This is a genomic window from Paraburkholderia sp. SOS3 (assembly GCF_001922345.1).
Lineage (GTDB): Bacteria > Pseudomonadota > Gammaproteobacteria > Burkholderiales > Burkholderiaceae > Paraburkholderia.
The window spans coordinates 1,129,951-1,144,394 of sequence record NZ_CP018812.1 but is presented as its reverse complement, the minus strand read 5'-3'; the positions used below and the strand labels follow the sequence as shown (position 1 = coordinate 1,144,394).

Sequence of the window (14,444 nt, the reverse complement as noted above, 5' to 3'; positions counted from 1 at the left end):
TCCACCGCCCGCATCAGATGTCGATGCCGATCTCGTGCAGATAGGGAATCGACGGCGCCGCGCCGGCACGCGTTACGCACGTGGCCGCGGCCGCCTGCGCGAACGCGACGGCGCGCGATCCCGACGCACCCGCGACGATGGCCGTCGCAAACGCGCCGGCGAACGTATCGCCGGCGCCGGTCGTATCGAGCGCGGTCACGGCGGCAGCCGGGAAGAATTCGACCTGCGTACCGCCTTCGTCGGCGAAATACGCGACCACGCCGCGCGCGCCGAGCGTGACGAGGACATGCGGCGCGCCGGCGTCGTGCAGCGCGCGTGCGATCCTCATTGCGTCGTCGATCGAATCGAGCGGGCAACCGGCGAGCGTCGCGGCTTCCACTTCGTTCACGACGAGGTAATCGACCTGTCGAAGCAGCCGCGCAGGCAGCGGGCTTTGCACAGGCGAAGCATTGAACAGAACGGGAATATCGAAGCGCTCCGCGATGGAAAGCACGCTTTCGACCGTCGCGAGCGGCACGGTCAGGTCGCACACGATCATCCGTGCGACGGTAAGCATCTGAAGATTCCGGGCAACCAGTTCCGGCGTCAGATCGCCGTTGCTGCCCTGCACCGTGACGATCGAATTGTTGCCGGCCTCGTCGACCACGACCATCGCGATGCCGCTCGCGGCGTGCTCGCTGACGGCGACGCCCGAACAGTCGATTCCCTCCGCTTCGAGGCTCGCCATGAGCCGCGCGCCGAATTCGTCGTTGCCGACACAGGCGATCAACGCGACGTGCGCGCCGAGCCGCGCCGCGGCAATCGCCTGGTTGCCGCCCTTGCCGCCGGGCGCGACGAGAAACCGGCTCCCCTTCAGCGTTTCGCCCGGTCGCGGGAAGCGCGGCACATAAGTCGCGAGATCCATATTCACGCTCCCGACGACAACAATGCGCGGCAACGGATCGTCTCTCATCTCGTTCGTTCAAAAGATCGCTGATCGGCTTCGCGGCAAAGCCGGCATGCCCGCGGCCGGTTCGCCGCCGCAGGCCCCCACGCACTGATGCGAAGGATAACGCTTTCTGAATCGGAATGATCGTGCCGCAAGGCCGGCTGGCAGCCAGGGCTTACCCGCCGCAACGTCCGCGGCATGGGCGCGATATTTATCCGGCACTCACGCGGTGAGTTGCAGCAGGATGTCGTCGCCGTCCATCGACGCGCGAATGCCGCGCAGGTCGTGCACGCGAACGGTCTCGCCAAGCCCCGCCGCCGCCGAGGCAAAGCCGACGGCCACCACTTTCGCGCCCGCCGCGACGCCGGCCTCGATACCGGCCGGCGCATCTTCGAACACCACGCCATGGCGCGCGTCGAATTCCATGCGCCGCGCCGCGAGTTCGAACCCGTCCGGCGCAGGCTTGCCGCGCACCACGTCTTCGGCGCTGATCAGCAGTTGCGGCGGCGGCAAGCCGGCCGCCGCGAGACGTCGTTGCGCAAGCGCACGGTCCGCCGACGTCACGACGGCCCAGCGATGCGGCAGCAACGCGCGCAGCAGGTCGCCCGCGCCCGGAATCTCGACGATGCCCTCGGTGTCTTCGTACTCGCGCTGCATCAGCGCGACCGTGTCCGCCTCGACATCGGTACCGGCGGGCGCGAGCGCCCACAGCGTGTCGATCGTGCGCCGCCCTTGCGCTTCGCGGATCACGAGCGAAGGATCGAGCCCGTAGCGGTTGGCCCACTCCGTGTACGCGCGATGCATCGGTGCACGCGAATCGAGCAGCGTGCCGTCCATATCGAACAGCACACATTTACAGCGCAGAAAGTCCAGTTGTCGATGCATTGAGTCGTGTCTTCGTCAATATTCGCGAGCCTTCGCCCGGCCCTGCAGGGTGGGCGACATCAGCACATCAGCTCGCGATCAGCAATTCGATGCCGGCGTTGTCGGCGGCAAGTCGTGCGGCCTGCGGCAACTCGTTATCGCACACCCAGGCCGATACGCGCTCGAACGGCACGATCGAAACGAACCCGCGTTGCCCCCACTTCGTGCTGTCCGCGATCGCGCATACGTCGCGGCTGCGTTCGATCGCCGCGTGCTTGAGCTGCGTTTCGAGCTGGTTGGCATTGGTCCACCCGGCTTCGAGGTCGATGCCGCGCGCGCCCATGAAAAACAGGTCGAAATGCAGTTGCCCGACCTGCGCCAGCGCCACCGGCCCGACAGTAGCGAGCCCGTTGCGGTACAGCTCGCCGCCGATCAGATGCACATCGTACGCGGGATGGCCGGCCAGTTCCATCGCCAGATTGATGCCATGCGTGACGATCGACAGCTGGTTCACATCGGGCAGCCCTTCGCGAATGCGGCGCGCAAGTTCCATGGCGGTCGTGCCGGAGTCGAGGTAGACCACCATGCCGTTGCGGATCAGCGCCGCGGCCTGCTGGCCGATGCGCTGCTTCTGCGTTTGCCCTTCGCGCGCGCGCAGCGGGTAGTCGATTTCGGAATCGACGAGCACCGCGCCGCCGTGCACGCGCCGCAGCCGGCCTTGCTCTTCGAGGACCTGCAGATCGCGCCGCACGGTCATCGGCGACAACGAGAACTGCTGTGCGAGGTCGGTCACCCGGCACTGACCGCCTTTGGCCAGCGCGTCGAGAATCAGCTCGCGACGGTGATCGGCCAGTACGCTATCCGTTGTGGTTTTCTCAGGCGTGGGCATCGAATCCGGGTCCGAAATGCGGCCACGAAATTGCATGCCGCGCGGGTTATCTACGGGCTATTTTAATCCGTCGGCCACGTCGGGCGCTTCCGCCTGCCCCGCCTGCCCGTAATAGGCGCCGGCGCCGTGCTTGCGCAGATAGTGTTTGCGGATCAGCGTCTGCTTGATCGGCGGCGCGACCGGGTTGATCGTGCGGGTCAGATAAGCCATCTGTGCAATCTCTTCGAGCACGCGGCTGTTATATACCGCCTTTTGCGCCGACTTGCCCCACGTAAACGGTCCGTGGCATGCCACGATGATCATTTCGACTTCATGCGGATCGAGCCCGCGCAGCCGCTCGACGATCTGATGGCCGGTTTCGACCTCGTAGTCGCGCTCGATCGCGGCATCGTCCATCGGTTCCGTCACAGGAATCGGCTCGGTCAGATGATCGGCGTGCGTCGTGCCGAACACGGGTATTTCGCGGCACGCTTGCGCCCAGGCAACCGCATACATCGAATGCGAATGGCAGATGCCGCCGATGCCGTCGAACGCGCCATACAGCACCGCATGCGTTTTCGTATCCGACGACGGGCGACCGCCCCCCTCCACGATTTCCCCATCGAGATCGACGACCACCATCGAGTCGACCGTCAACGCCTCATAAGGCACGCCGCTCGGCTTGATCGCGAACACGCCGCGCGCGGCATCGAACGCGCTCACATTGCCGAACGTATAGATGGCGAGCCCCTGCTTCGGAATCTCGAGGTTCGCCTCGTAGGCCTCGCGTTTCAGTTCAGTGAACATGATGTGTCTTCTGTTTCCGATACGTGATGCCGCGTCTCGCGTCCGGCCTGCTCGACGAGCGCGCCGTACGAACGGTACCTGCGATACAGCTGCTCGTAGACGACGCTCGCCTTCGCATCGGGCCGGTAGACGTGCTCGAAGCCCGCACCCATCGCGCGTTGCGCCTGTTGCGCGGTGCCGTGAATGCCGGCGGCCACGGCCGCGAACATCGCCGCGCCGAGCGCCACGGCCTGGTCGGCGGCGGTCACGCGAATTTCCTTGCCGAACACGTCGGCGGCGATCTGCATATTGAGCGGCGATTTTCGGGCGACGCCGCCCACGGCGATCACGTCGTCGATGCGTACGCCTTCCTCCTGAAACCGCTCGATGATCGCGCGCGCGCCGAATGCCGTGGCTTCGATCAGCGCGCGATAGACCTTCGGCGCATCGCTGCCGAGCGACAGACCGAACAGCGCGCCGCGCAAGCTCTGATCGGCATAGGGCGTGCGCCGCCCGTTGAGCCAATCGACCGCGACGATGCCCGTGAGCAGCGGATCTTCACTCGCGGCCGCGCGTTCGAGCGCGGGCAGAATGCGCGAGGCGAGTTCGTCGCGCTGCTGCTGCGTGACATCGGCTTCGGCAAGCAGGCCGAGCGGCCATGAAAGCAGCCGGCGAAACCAGGCATAGACGTCGCCGAAAGCCGATTGCCCCGCCTCGAGCCCGGTCATGCCGCGAATCACCGAACCGTCGACCTGTCCGCAAATGCCGCTCACGACGCGATCGCCGATCTCCTCGGTCGGCACGACGACGACGTCGCACGTCGAGGTGCCCATCACCTTGACGAGCGTATGCGACTGCGCGCCGGCGCCAACCGCGCCCATATGCGCATCGAACGCGCCGACTCCGACGATCACGTCGGTCGCAAGCCCAAGCGTATGCGCCCATTCGTCCGTCAAACGACCGGCGGGCACGTCCGCTGTGTGCGTGTCGCGATAGAGACGCTCGCGCATGCCCGACAGCAGCGGATCGAGACGCGACAGGAATGCGTCGCTCGGCAAACCGTCGAAGGCCTCGTGCCACATCGCTTTATGCCCTGCCGCGCAGCGGCTGCGCCGCAGTCGGGCGGGCGCCGTCGTTCCGGTGAGCAGCGCCGGCATCCAGTCGCAATGCTCGACCCAGCTGTACGTCTGCGCATGCACGTCCGCGTCGACGCGAAACACGTGCAGCATATTGGCCCAGAACCATTCGGCCGAATACACGCCGCCCACGTAGCGCGTGAAGTCCTCGCCGCCCCAGCCGTGCGCCAGCGCGTTGATTTCGTCGGCCTCGCGCACGGCCGAATGGTCCTTCCACAGCACGAACATCGCGTTCGGATTGTCGCGAAAGCGCTCGGTCAGCGACAGCGGCGTGCCGTCGCGATCGACCGCGACCGAAGTGGAGCCTGTCGTCGCGATCGAGAGCCCTTTCACGCGCTGCCGCACCGCCTCGCCGGCCGCGTCGAGCGACGCGCGAACCGCTTGCGTGAGCGCCTCGATATAGTCGAGCGGATGCTGCCGGTAAATGCCGCGATCGGGGTCGCAGTAACGGCCCTCGTTCCATCGACGGTACAACGCAACGGCACTGCCCTGCTCGTGCCCGGTGCCGGCGTCGACCACGACGCTCCGGCATGAATCGGTTCCGAAGTCGATGCCGATCACAAAGGTGGATTCGTCCCGGTTCGCCATGTCAGTTTGCCGCTCCCTTTTGCCGCCATTTATCGAGAATCACGGCAAGCACGATCACGACGCCCTTGGCGACGTACTGCCAGAAAGAAGACAAGCCGAGAATGGTGAGCCCGTTGTTCATCACGCCGATAATCAGCGCGCCGACGACCGTTCCCCAGATCGTGCCCACGCCGCCCATCAGGCTCGTGCCGCCAAGCACGACCGCAGCGATCGCATCGAGCTCGTAGCCGCTGCCCCAGTTGCCGCTCGCCGCATAGAGCTTGCTCGCCGACATCGCCCCGGCCAGCCCCGAGAAGAGCCCGCTGATCGAATAGACGAACAGCAGCACGCCGCGCACGCGGATACCGGTGAGCCGCGCCGCTTGCGGACTGCCGCCGACCGAATAGATATGAATGCCGAGCACGGTCTTTCTGAGGATGACCCAGGAAACCAGCACCACTGCCACGGCGATCCAGATCAGCCATGGCACATGCAGAAAATCGTCGTTGCCGATCCATTCGAAGCCCGGAATCGAGTTGTTGAGCACCGTGGTGCCGTTCGACAGCAGATACGCGGCGCCGCGAAACGCGGTCATCGTGCCGAGCGTGACGACGAACGGATTGATGTCGAGGAACGCGACCATCGCGCCGTTCACCGCGCCCATCACGAGCCCCGACACGATAAACACCGGAATCGACCATGCGGCAAGGCCGCCCATCAGCGACAGCTGCATGCCGAGCACGGCCGACACCGCGAGAATCGAACCCACCGACAGATCGATGCCCGCCGTCAGCACGACGAAGGTCATGCCGGCCGCCAGCACGAGATTGATCGCGACCTGCCGCAGCACATTCATCGTGTTCGCGGCAGTGGCGAAATTCGATGTGCCGTCGGCGCTGAAATGCACCGTGAGGAAATAGAACACGACATACAGCACGACCAGCACCGGCAACATGCCCATGCGATGCAGCAGCGCGCGCGCCGAGAAAGCCGCGTGCTTGCCCGATCCGTCCGTGTCGGCGCCCATTGGCGGGCCGGCCCGCGTTTCAGTTGTCTCAGCCATGGTGAATGTCGTCTCCCGCAGTTGCTTGATGTGACGCCGCGACAGCATCGGTATCGGTCGCGAGGCGCATGATGTTTTCCTGCGTGATCGCCTCGCCGGCGAGCTCGCCGGTAATCGCCCCTTCGCGCATGACGAGCACGCGGTCGCAGATGCCGACCACTTCAGGCAGCTCGCTCGAAATAACGATCACGCCGACGCCCGATTCGGCGAGCGCATGAATGATCTGATAGATCTCGCTCTTTGCGCCGATGTCGACGCCGCGTGTCGGTTCGTCGAGAATCAGCACCTTGGGGCCGATCTCGAGCCAGCGCGCGAGCAGCACCTTCTGCTGATTGCCGCCCGACAGACGGCCGACCGGCAGTTCGAGATGCGACGCCTTGACGTTGAGCCGCGCGACTGCGCCTTTCGCGCGCTTGCGCAAGGTTTTGTGGTCGACAAGGCCGAAGCGCGTGTGGCGGCTCGCGACATTGAGAATCGCGTTCTCGCGCACGCCGAGCTGCAGGAACAGCCCCAGCGATTTGCGGTCTTCCGGCACATAGGCAATGCCGGCGTTCATCGCGGCGCGCGGATCGCGTATGTCGACCGGTTTGCCGTTCAGCCGTATCGAGCCGGACGTCTTTGCGTCCGCGCCGAAAATCAGACGCGCGAGTTCGGTGCGGCCGGCGCCGACGAGGCCCGCGAGACCCAGCACTTCGCCGCGGTCGACCGTGAACGTGGCCGGCTGAATTCCGTCGCCGCCGACCTCTTCGACTCGCAATACCGGTTCAGGCGCCGCGTCGCGATCCGTATTCGCATGCCGCTCGTGCCGATAGAAGTCGTCGAGCGGCCGGCCCACCATCATCTGCACAAGCTTTCTCGAATCGAGCGCGTCGCGCGCGAGTTCGCCGACGTATTTGCCGTCGCGCAGCACCGTGACGCGGTCCGCGAGCGCATAGACCTCGGCCATGCGGTGGCTGATGTAGATAACGGCCATGCCTTCGTCGCGAAGCCGGCGCACGACGGAAAACAGATGCTCGGCTTCGCGGTCCGACAAGGCGGCCGTGGGCTCGTCCATGATCAGTACGCGGCCGTGATGAATCAGCGCGCGCGCGATTTCGACCTGCTGCTGTTCGGCGATCGACAGCGCGCCCGCACGATCCGATGCACGAAACTTCGCGCCGAGCTGCCGCAGCACTTCGCCGGTACGGCGCAGCATCGATGCACGGTCGGTGAAGCCAAGCCGCGAACGCGGCTCGCTGCCCATAAAGACGTTTTCCGCCACCGACATATGCGGCGCGACCGCGAGCTCCTGATAGATGAGGCTCACGCCTAACGCGCGGCTCGCGGCCGGGTTCGCAAGGCGCACGGTCTTGCCGTCGATGCGGATCTCGCCCGCATCGGGCTGGTAGACGCCGGAAAGAATCTTCATCAGCGTGCTTTTGCCGGCGCCGTTCTCGCCCATCAACGCGTGAATCTCGCCAGCATGGACGGTCAGCTTCACGCCCGCCAATGCACGCGTCGCGCCGAACGACTTGTCGACGCCGGTCATTTGCAAAACTGGATTGGTCATCGTCATCCTCGAAACGCGGACGGCGAGCGCAGTGTCGAAACGGGCCGCTCGCCGTCGCCGGATTACGGCTGCGGCCGCCTAGTCGCGAATCCAGCCCTGATATGTAGCGACGTTCGCGCGCGTGATGGGCGGCGTGGGCAGCAGCTTGACCTTGTCCTTCGGAGGCTTGCCGTTCATCAGCGCATAGCCGACGTCGACCGCTTGCGCGGCCATGCCGTTCGGATCCTGCGCGGGCGATACGACGAACAGCGACTGCGGCGTCTTGAGCGCCTGCACGCCGTCGGGACCGCCGTCGACGCCGCCGATCAGCTTGATATCGGAACGCCTGGCCTGCTTGACGGCGAGTTCGGCGCCGATCGCGGTCGGATCATTGACGCCGAACACCGCATCGATCTTCGGATACGCGGCGAGCAGGTTCGACATCGACGTCAAACCGCCGTCGCGGCTGCCGCCCGCGTCCTGGTTATCGGAAAGGATCTTGATGGACGGATACTTGGCCAGCGCAGCCTTGCAGCCCGTGACGCGATCGATGATCGACGAGACCGGCGGCCCATTGACGATCACGAGATTGCCTTTGCCGTTCATCTGCTGCGCGATGTATTTGCACGATTCCTGCCCGGCCATCGTGTTGTCGGACATGACGGTCGCATCGGCGCCTTCGGCGCTCACGTCCACCGCGACGACCACGATGCCGGCCTTCTCGGCCTTCTTCACTTCGGGCCCGATGCCTTTCGAATCGGCCGCGCCGAGGATGATCAGGTCCACCTTGTTCGCGATGAAATTGTCGATCTGCCCGACCTGCGTATTCAGATCGTATTTGGCCGACACGACCGTTACCTGTGCATTCGGGTTGATCTTGTGCGCTTCGCGCGTCACGCTTTGCCCGACCGCGACGAAGTACGGGTTGGCCAGATCGCCGACCGTCACGCCGACCGAACGCAGCGGTTTGTCGCCGGCATGCGCGCCTGCCGCAAAAGCAAAGAGGGAAGTGGCGAGCAGACAGGCAAGACTCTTCTTCATCGGACGTCTCCTTTGATTGTGTAGTTGGTGTGCCCAAACGATGTTTGAAGCGATGCTTGAGTTCGAATCGAGGCACAAAACGAACAATATCAAACATAAACAAACTATATCAACCAAAGTCGAACATGAAAATCGGGTTTTTCATGACGCGATGCAGCATGCGAGCGCGGCGTGCGCGTCGCGGCGATGTGCCCGGCAAAGGGCCGATCGTACGCGCGAATGACCTGTCCGGCCGCCGCGAGCCCCGCTAAAGACAGTCCGTGGCAAATCGTTCGTTCTTCAAATATTCGGCCGCGCAGGCAAGACGATCGGCAGAAGTTTGCACAGACTGTTTTCCCCCTTGATCGACGAGGAGACAGGTCATGGCGAAGAAATACACAGCGCGCTGCGCGTGCGGCGCCATCAGGTTCGAGTTCGATAGCGATCCGACATTTATCGCCGACTGCTATTGCAAGGACTGCCAGAAGTCGGGCGGCGGTGCGATGGCGACATTCTTTGGCGTTCCGCAAGAGGACTTCACGTTGATCAGCGGCACGCCGAAGTCCTTCCATTACGTTGCCGAATCGGGAAAGGGACTCGACCGCAATTTCTGTCCCGATTGCGGCGCGCGGCTCTTCAGCAGCAATCTGGAAACGTTTCCCGGCATGGTGTTCGTGGCGCTCGGCAGCCTCGATGAGCCTGAACGCGTTCAACCGAATGTCGAGATGTTCACGAAGCGCCGCTTCGGCTGGATGACGCATCCCGACTTGCCGCAATTCGCCGGCATGCCGCACTGATCGATGCGTATGCGCGCCGGCTCATCGCCTGCCGGGCTCGAGATCGATCACGTAGTCCGCCCGGTCTCGCGTGGCATCGATCAGGCGCGCATTGGCTTCGTCGCTGCGCTCGACCCATTCCTTTGCGGCCTCGGCGGATCGACCGAAGTGCATGTGCCGCGCGATCAGCCGCTCGCGACGCAGATCGCCGTCGATGTCGACGAACCAGATTTCGTCGATCAGTTCGCGCACATGCCGCCAATGGCCGCGATCGAGCAGCAGATAGTTGCCCTCGGTAACGACGACGGGCGTTTCCGGCAACACCGGAATCGCGTTGGCAATCGGCTCCTCGATCTCGCGCCGGAACATCGGCGCGTAGACGATTTCATCTTTGGATTGCGCGCGCAAGCGACGCAGTAGCGCCACATAGCCTGCGCTGTCGAAGGTATCTTCCGCGCCCTTGCGATCCGCGCGGCCCAGTTGCGCGAGCACGGTATTCGCGAGGTGATAGCCGTCCATCGGCACCACGACGGCATCGCTGCCCAGATGTTGGACAAGCGTCTGCGCAAGCGTCGACTTGCCCGCGCCGGGCGCCCCGGTCAGCCCGATGATCAAGCGCTCGCCGTTGGCCGTCTTCGCGCGGATTCTTGCCAGATGGGTATCGATCGTCATCTCGCGGTTGCCTCGTGATATTTACCAAGCCTTCTTTTTATCACGCCGACGTCGCAATGCCCGATTGCGCCGCTTGAAAAGCGGCCTCGAAACCGGCGTTAAAATCCGCCCGGCAAGCGCACCTTCAGCAGGCCACCCGAACTCTCTGTACCATTAAGGGATGGAGACTCCTGTTCCCCTGCACACATAGCATCCCTCACCACGCCCGCCCGACCGCCCATGCAGCGGCCGCGCCGTCTTTTACTCCCACCAGAACGGAGAAATATGGATACCGCAACTTACACCGATACCCTTTTGCTTATCGACGGCGAATGGTGCGCCAGCGCAAGCGGCAAAACCATCGACGTCGTCAATCCCGCAACCGGTAATGTGATCGGCAAGGTCGCGCACGCCGGCGTCGCCGACCTCGAGCGTGCGGTCGCAGCGGCGCGGCGCGGCTTCGACACCTGGCGCAAGATTCCGGCGTTCGATCGCGCGGCGATGATGCGCAAGGCCGCCGCGTTGCTGCGCGAGCGCGCCGATTCGATTGCCCGGCTGATGACGCAGGAACAGGGCAAGCCGTTTGCCGAAGCGCGCATCGAAGTCATGTCGGGCGCCGACATCATCGACTGGTTCGCCGACGAAGGCCGGCGCGTATATGGCCGCATCGTGCCGCCGCGCAATCCCGCCGCCCAGCAAACGGTCATCAAGGAACCGGTCGGGCCGGTCGCGGCCTTTACGCCGTGGAACTTCCCGGTCAACCAGGTCGTGCGGAAACTGTCGGCGGCGCTCACCACCGGTTGCTCTTTCATCGTGAAAGCGCCGGAAGAAACGCCTGCATCGCCTGCGCAGCTGCTGCGCGCGTTCGTCGATGCCGGCGTGCCGGCCGGCGTGGTCGGCCTCGTATACGGCGACCCGGCCGAGATCTCGCGCTTCCTGATCTCGCATCCGGTCATCCGTAAGGTCACCTTCACGGGTTCGACGGCGGTCGGCAAGCAACTGGCGGCGCTCGCCGGCCAGCACATGAAGCGCGCGACGATGGAACTCGGCGGCCATGCGCCGGTGATCGTCGCGGAAGACGCCGATATCGAACTCGCCGTGCGCGCGTCGGGTGGCGCTAAATTCCGTAACGCGGGCCAGGTGTGCATCTCGCCGACGCGCTTCCTCGTGCACAACAGCGTGCGCGAAGAGTTTGCGCGTGCACTCGTCAAGCACGCGGAAGGGCTGAAGCTCGGCGACGGTCTCGCCGAAGGCACGACGCTCGGACCGCTCGCGAATCCGCGCCGTTTGACCGCGATGACAAACATCGTCGCCAACGCGCGCGCGAAAGGCGCGACCGTGGCGACGGGCGGCGAGCGTTTTTCGGATGCGGGCAACTTCTTCCGCCCGACCGTGCTGACCGATGTGCCGCTCGACGCCGACGTGTTCAACGAAGAGCCGTTCGGTCCGATCGCGGCGATTCGCGGCTTCGATTCGCTCGAGGACGCGATTGCGGAAGCCAACCGCCTGCCTTACGGTCTGGCGGGTTACGCATTCACGCGTTCGTTCCGCAATGTGCATCTGCTGTCGAATTCGGTCGAAGTCGGCATGCTGTGGATCAATCAGCCCGCCACGCCGTGGCCGGAAATGCCGTTTGGCGGCGTCAAGGATTCGGGCTACGGTTCGGAAGGCGGCCCGGAAGCGCTCGAGCCGTACCTCGTGACGAAGTCGGTGACCGTGATGTCGGCGTAGCGTAAGGCAGGATGGCCGGCGCGCGCCAATGCGCGTCGCCATATCGGCGCTTGGCGCGGCACACAGACCGGGGCACACACCCCGGTCTTTTTTTTGGCCGCGCAATTTTCAGCGGCGCCAGCCGTTCTGGTCAGGCAATCGCCTGCATCGGACATTTGACCGATACCGGCAAAGCCCGCGCGGCGCCATGCTGTGGTCCACGGGCTCGATGCGAATACGCATCCCGATGCCTGCCGATCCACTCTCTACCCGTCTGAAAAAGGAACAACGATGAAACGAATGAGCCTCGCGCTTGCCGCCCTCCTGTTCTCCAGCGTAACGGCCATCGCCGCCCCGCCTGCCGCCCCTTCGCGCATTCGCGGCACCATTTCGTCGGTCGAGGCCGGCAAGATCGTCGTGCATACCACGGCAGGAGACGATCTGCCGATCGCGCTCACCGCCGACACGAAATACCTCGGCGTGGTCAATTCGAGTCTCGACAAGATCGAGCAAGGCAGCTACATCGGCACGGCGACCAAGAGCGTCGGCCCGACCCAGGTCGCGCTCGAAGTCGTCGTCTTTCCGGCCGCGATGAAGGGCGTCGGCGAAGGTCACTATGCATGGGACAAGCTGCCCGATACGACGCTCGCCGGCGGTCATTCGACCACGTCGAGCGCCATGACGAACGGCAATGTCGCATCGGTCTCCACGCCTTCCGGCGCGACGGTAAACAGCGCGATGACGAACGGCAACGTCAGCGCGTCGTCCGCGCAGAACGGCGTGAAGAAGCTGACTGTTTCCTACAAGGGCGGCGAGCAAAGCATCCTCGTGCCGCCGACCGCGCCGGTCGTCACGTTTCGTCCCGGCACGACGGCAGACCTGACGCAAGGCGCATCGGTCTTCGTGCAGGCGGTGACGAATGGCGGCCAGGCGACGGCCGGTCTCGTCGCTGTCGGCATCGGCGGCGTGAAGCCCCCGATGTAAACCGCAACCCGGTGCCCCACCGGGTTTTTCGTCATGCCAACTTCATTTTGAGGAGACGCCGATGCGCCATGCTCATGGGTCGTCGCGGCCCGCTCATCCGGTTCCGATCCGCGTGATGCACTGGATCGGCGTCTACGCGATGGGATGCATGATTTTCAGCGGCTGGGAAATCTACAACGCATCGCCCGATCTGCCGTTTGTCTTTCCGGCCTGGACGGGTCTCGGCGGCTGGCTCGGCGGCGCCCTTGCATGGCATCTGAGCGCGATGTGGCTGCTGTGCGCCGATGGGCTCGCGTATCTGCTTTACGGCTTCGCATCCGGCCATTTCCGCGACGATCTGCAGCCGCCTTCGATCGGTGCGTTCGCACGCGATCTCGTCGCGGCACTGCGTTTGCGGCTTGGGCACCGGCTCGGGCATTACAACGCAGTGCAACGCGGCCTCTATGTGGGCGTGATCGTCGCCGTCGTGTTGCAGGTAGCGACCGGACTCGCGATCTGGAAGCCGGTGCAGTTCGGCTGGCTTGCGTATGCATTCGGCGGCTATCCGCTCGCGCGCCATATCCATCTCGCGATCATGTTCGGGATTGTCGCGTTCGCGGTCGTTCACGTCACACTCGTCGCGATCCACCCGCGGACGTTGAAATCGATGATCGTCGCCGAGCCTCGCGAAACGGAGGAACAGCGATGACAGACAAACGCAATCACGTTGCGGTGAATGCCGACGAAATCAGAACGGAGCTGGCCCGTGCCAGCCGGCGAGGCTTTTTGCGTCGGACACTTTCGCTGGGCGGCCTCGCGCTGTTGAGCGGCTGCGACCTCTCGACTCATTCCGGCGTCGACGCGGCGCTCGAATCCATGCTTCGCTTCGACGATCGGGTTCAGGCGGCGCTGTTCAGCCGCGACCGGCTCGTGCAAACGTATCCGGCGAGCGCGATCACGCGGCCGTTCCGCTTCAACGCGTATTACCCGGAATGGCAGGTGCGGGAAGTACCGGACGGCTGGCTGCTCAATGTCGCGGGACGCGTCGCCGAGAAGCGGCCGTGGACACTCGCGGCGCTGATGGCGCTGCCGCAGGAAAGCCAGATCACGCGGCATATCTGCATTGAAGGCTGGAGCCAGATCGGTCAATGGAGCGGCGTGCCGCTACATGTGTTTCTCCGTCACGTCGGCGCCGATCTGAGCGCGCGCTATGTCGCGTTCACGTGCTTCGACGGGTATTCGACCAGTATCGACATGGCAAGCGCGCTTCATCCGCAGACCCTGCTCGCACTCGATTTCGACTCGCAAGCGCTCGAGCCTCAATGGGGCGCGCCGGTGCGATTGCGGATTCCGACGAAGCTCGGATTCAAGAGTGCGAAGAATATCGAGGCGATCGAGGTAACCAACACGTTCCCGGGCGGGTACTGGGAGAAGCAGGGATACGACTGGTTCGCCGGAGTTTGAACCGCATGACACCCGCATGACACCGTTTGCGACGCGCGACGCCAAAGCAGCGGTTGATACTCGATTGCAACGTTGCCCCTGGCGAGCGGCCAGTCACGACGGCGTGGTCGACCTCGAAGT

At 64.4% G+C, this 14,444-nt stretch carries 14 protein-coding genes; 5 read left to right on the top strand and 9 right to left on the bottom strand.

The window, feature by feature from the left end; all coding sequences use genetic code 11:
• Positions 1-13 precede the first annotated feature (13 nt).
• The 8 genes from rbsK to BTO02_RS25085 all read right to left on the bottom strand — a co-directional run bounded on the left by rbsK (position 14) and on the right by BTO02_RS25085 (position 8,781).
• Positions 14-952 (bottom strand): ribokinase, encoded by a 939-nt coding sequence (gene rbsK / locus BTO02_RS25120; protein WP_075159882.1) that lies wholly within the window; start codon positions 950-952, stop codon positions 14-16.
• 198 nt (positions 953-1,150) lie between these two features.
• Positions 1,151-1,813 carry an HAD-IA family hydrolase gene (locus BTO02_RS25115; protein WP_075159881.1) on the bottom strand — a complete coding sequence of 221 codons (663 nt, stop codon included), beginning with the start codon at positions 1,811-1,813 and terminating at the stop codon, positions 1,151-1,153.
• 67 nt (positions 1,814-1,880) lie between these two features.
• Positions 1,881-2,681, bottom strand: a complete 801-nt coding sequence (locus BTO02_RS25110) for a DeoR/GlpR family DNA-binding transcription regulator (RefSeq protein WP_075161362.1) — start codon at positions 2,679-2,681, stop codon at positions 1,881-1,883.
• Positions 2,682-2,738: 57 nt separating this feature from the next.
• A complete protein-coding gene (gene araD / locus BTO02_RS25105) occupies positions 2,739-3,467 on the bottom strand; it encodes an L-ribulose-5-phosphate 4-epimerase AraD (protein ID WP_075161361.1) in 729 nt (242 codons plus the stop codon).
• Positions 3,452-5,170, bottom strand: a complete 1,719-nt coding sequence (locus BTO02_RS25100) for a ribulokinase (RefSeq protein WP_075159880.1) — start codon at positions 5,168-5,170, stop codon at positions 3,452-3,454. Before BTO02_RS25100 ends, araD begins: the two co-directional genes overlap by 16 nt.
• A gap of 1 nt (position 5,171) precedes the next feature.
• Positions 5,172-6,212 (bottom strand): ABC transporter permease subunit, encoded by a 1,041-nt coding sequence (locus BTO02_RS25095; RefSeq protein ID WP_442953506.1) that lies wholly within the window; start codon positions 6,210-6,212, stop codon positions 5,172-5,174.
• Positions 6,205-7,767, bottom strand: coding sequence for a sugar ABC transporter ATP-binding protein (locus BTO02_RS25090; RefSeq protein ID WP_075159878.1), 1,563 nt, complete (start codon positions 7,765-7,767; stop codon positions 6,205-6,207). The genes BTO02_RS25095 and BTO02_RS25090 overlap by 8 nt, the downstream gene beginning before the upstream one ends.
• 72 nt (positions 7,768-7,839) lie before the next feature.
• Entirely contained in the window at positions 7,840-8,781 is a 942-nt protein-coding gene (locus BTO02_RS25085; protein WP_075159877.1) for an ABC transporter substrate-binding protein, read from the bottom strand.
• Positions 8,782-9,143: 362 nt separating this feature from the next.
• On the opposite strand from BTO02_RS25085, the gene BTO02_RS25080 reads away from it, so the two are divergent.
• Positions 9,144-9,557, top strand: coding sequence for a GFA family protein (locus BTO02_RS25080; RefSeq protein WP_075159876.1), 414 nt, complete (start codon positions 9,144-9,146; stop codon positions 9,555-9,557).
• 21 nt (positions 9,558-9,578) lie between these two features.
• Here BTO02_RS25080 and BTO02_RS25075 read toward each other — a convergent pair whose 3' ends face one another.
• Positions 9,579-10,208, bottom strand: a complete 630-nt coding sequence (locus BTO02_RS25075; RefSeq protein ID WP_075159875.1) for a nucleoside/nucleotide kinase family protein — start codon at positions 10,206-10,208, stop codon at positions 9,579-9,581.
• 264 nt (positions 10,209-10,472) lie between these two features.
• Between BTO02_RS25075 and BTO02_RS25070 the strand changes: the two genes are divergently transcribed.
• The 4 genes from BTO02_RS25070 to BTO02_RS25055 all read left to right on the top strand — a co-directional run bounded on the left by BTO02_RS25070 (position 10,473) and on the right by BTO02_RS25055 (position 14,324).
• On the top strand, positions 10,473-11,918 hold the full coding sequence (locus tag BTO02_RS25070) for an NAD-dependent succinate-semialdehyde dehydrogenase (RefSeq protein ID WP_075159874.1): 1,446 nt from the start codon (positions 10,473-10,475) through the stop codon (positions 11,916-11,918).
• 270 nt (positions 11,919-12,188) lie between these two features.
• Positions 12,189-12,881 (top strand): hypothetical protein, encoded by a 693-nt coding sequence (locus BTO02_RS25065; protein ID WP_075159873.1) that lies wholly within the window; start codon positions 12,189-12,191, stop codon positions 12,879-12,881.
• 61 nt (positions 12,882-12,942) lie between these two features.
• A complete protein-coding gene (locus BTO02_RS25060) occupies positions 12,943-13,569 on the top strand; it encodes a cytochrome b/b6 domain-containing protein (protein WP_075159872.1) in 627 nt (208 codons plus the stop codon).
• Positions 13,566-14,324 (top strand): molybdopterin-dependent oxidoreductase, encoded by a 759-nt coding sequence (locus BTO02_RS25055; RefSeq protein WP_075159871.1) that lies wholly within the window; start codon positions 13,566-13,568, stop codon positions 14,322-14,324. Before BTO02_RS25060 ends, BTO02_RS25055 begins: the two co-directional genes overlap by 4 nt.
• The last annotated feature ends 120 nt before the right edge of the window (positions 14,325-14,444 follow it).

Bases quoted from the DNA above. Each gene is read 5' to 3' on its own strand.
- rbsK (WP_075159882.1), bottom strand. From the start codon at position 952: ATGAGAGACGATCCGTTGCCGCGCATTGTTGTCGTCGGGAGCGTGAAT.
- BTO02_RS25115 (WP_075159881.1), bottom strand. From the start codon at position 1,813: ATGCATCGACAACTGGACTTTCTGCGCTGTAAATGTGTGCTGTTCGAT.
- BTO02_RS25110 (WP_075161362.1), bottom strand. From the start codon at position 2,681: ATGCCCACGCCTGAGAAAACCACAACGGATAGCGTACTGGCCGATCAC.
- araD (WP_075161361.1), bottom strand. From the start codon at position 3,467: ATGTTCACTGAACTGAAACGCGAGGCCTACGAGGCGAACCTCGAGATT.
- BTO02_RS25100 (WP_075159880.1), bottom strand. From the start codon at position 5,170: ATGGCGAACCGGGACGAATCCACCTTTGTGATCGGCATCGACTTCGGA.
- BTO02_RS25095 (WP_442953506.1), bottom strand. From the start codon at position 6,212: ATGGCTGAGACAACTGAAACGCGGGCCGGCCCGCCAATGGGCGCCGAC.
- BTO02_RS25090 (WP_075159878.1), bottom strand. From the start codon at position 7,767: ATGACGATGACCAATCCAGTTTTGCAAATGACCGGCGTCGACAAGTCG.
- BTO02_RS25085 (WP_075159877.1), bottom strand. From the start codon at position 8,781: ATGAAGAAGAGTCTTGCCTGTCTGCTCGCCACTTCCCTCTTTGCTTTT.
- BTO02_RS25080 (WP_075159876.1), top strand. From the start codon at position 9,144: ATGGCGAAGAAATACACAGCGCGCTGCGCGTGCGGCGCCATCAGGTTC.
- BTO02_RS25075 (WP_075159875.1), bottom strand. From the start codon at position 10,208: ATGACGATCGATACCCATCTGGCAAGAATCCGCGCGAAGACGGCCAAC.
- BTO02_RS25070 (WP_075159874.1), top strand. From the start codon at position 10,473: ATGGATACCGCAACTTACACCGATACCCTTTTGCTTATCGACGGCGAA.
- BTO02_RS25065 (WP_075159873.1), top strand. From the start codon at position 12,189: ATGAAACGAATGAGCCTCGCGCTTGCCGCCCTCCTGTTCTCCAGCGTA.
- BTO02_RS25060 (WP_075159872.1), top strand. From the start codon at position 12,943: ATGCGCCATGCTCATGGGTCGTCGCGGCCCGCTCATCCGGTTCCGATC.
- BTO02_RS25055 (WP_075159871.1), top strand. From the start codon at position 13,566: ATGACAGACAAACGCAATCACGTTGCGGTGAATGCCGACGAAATCAGA.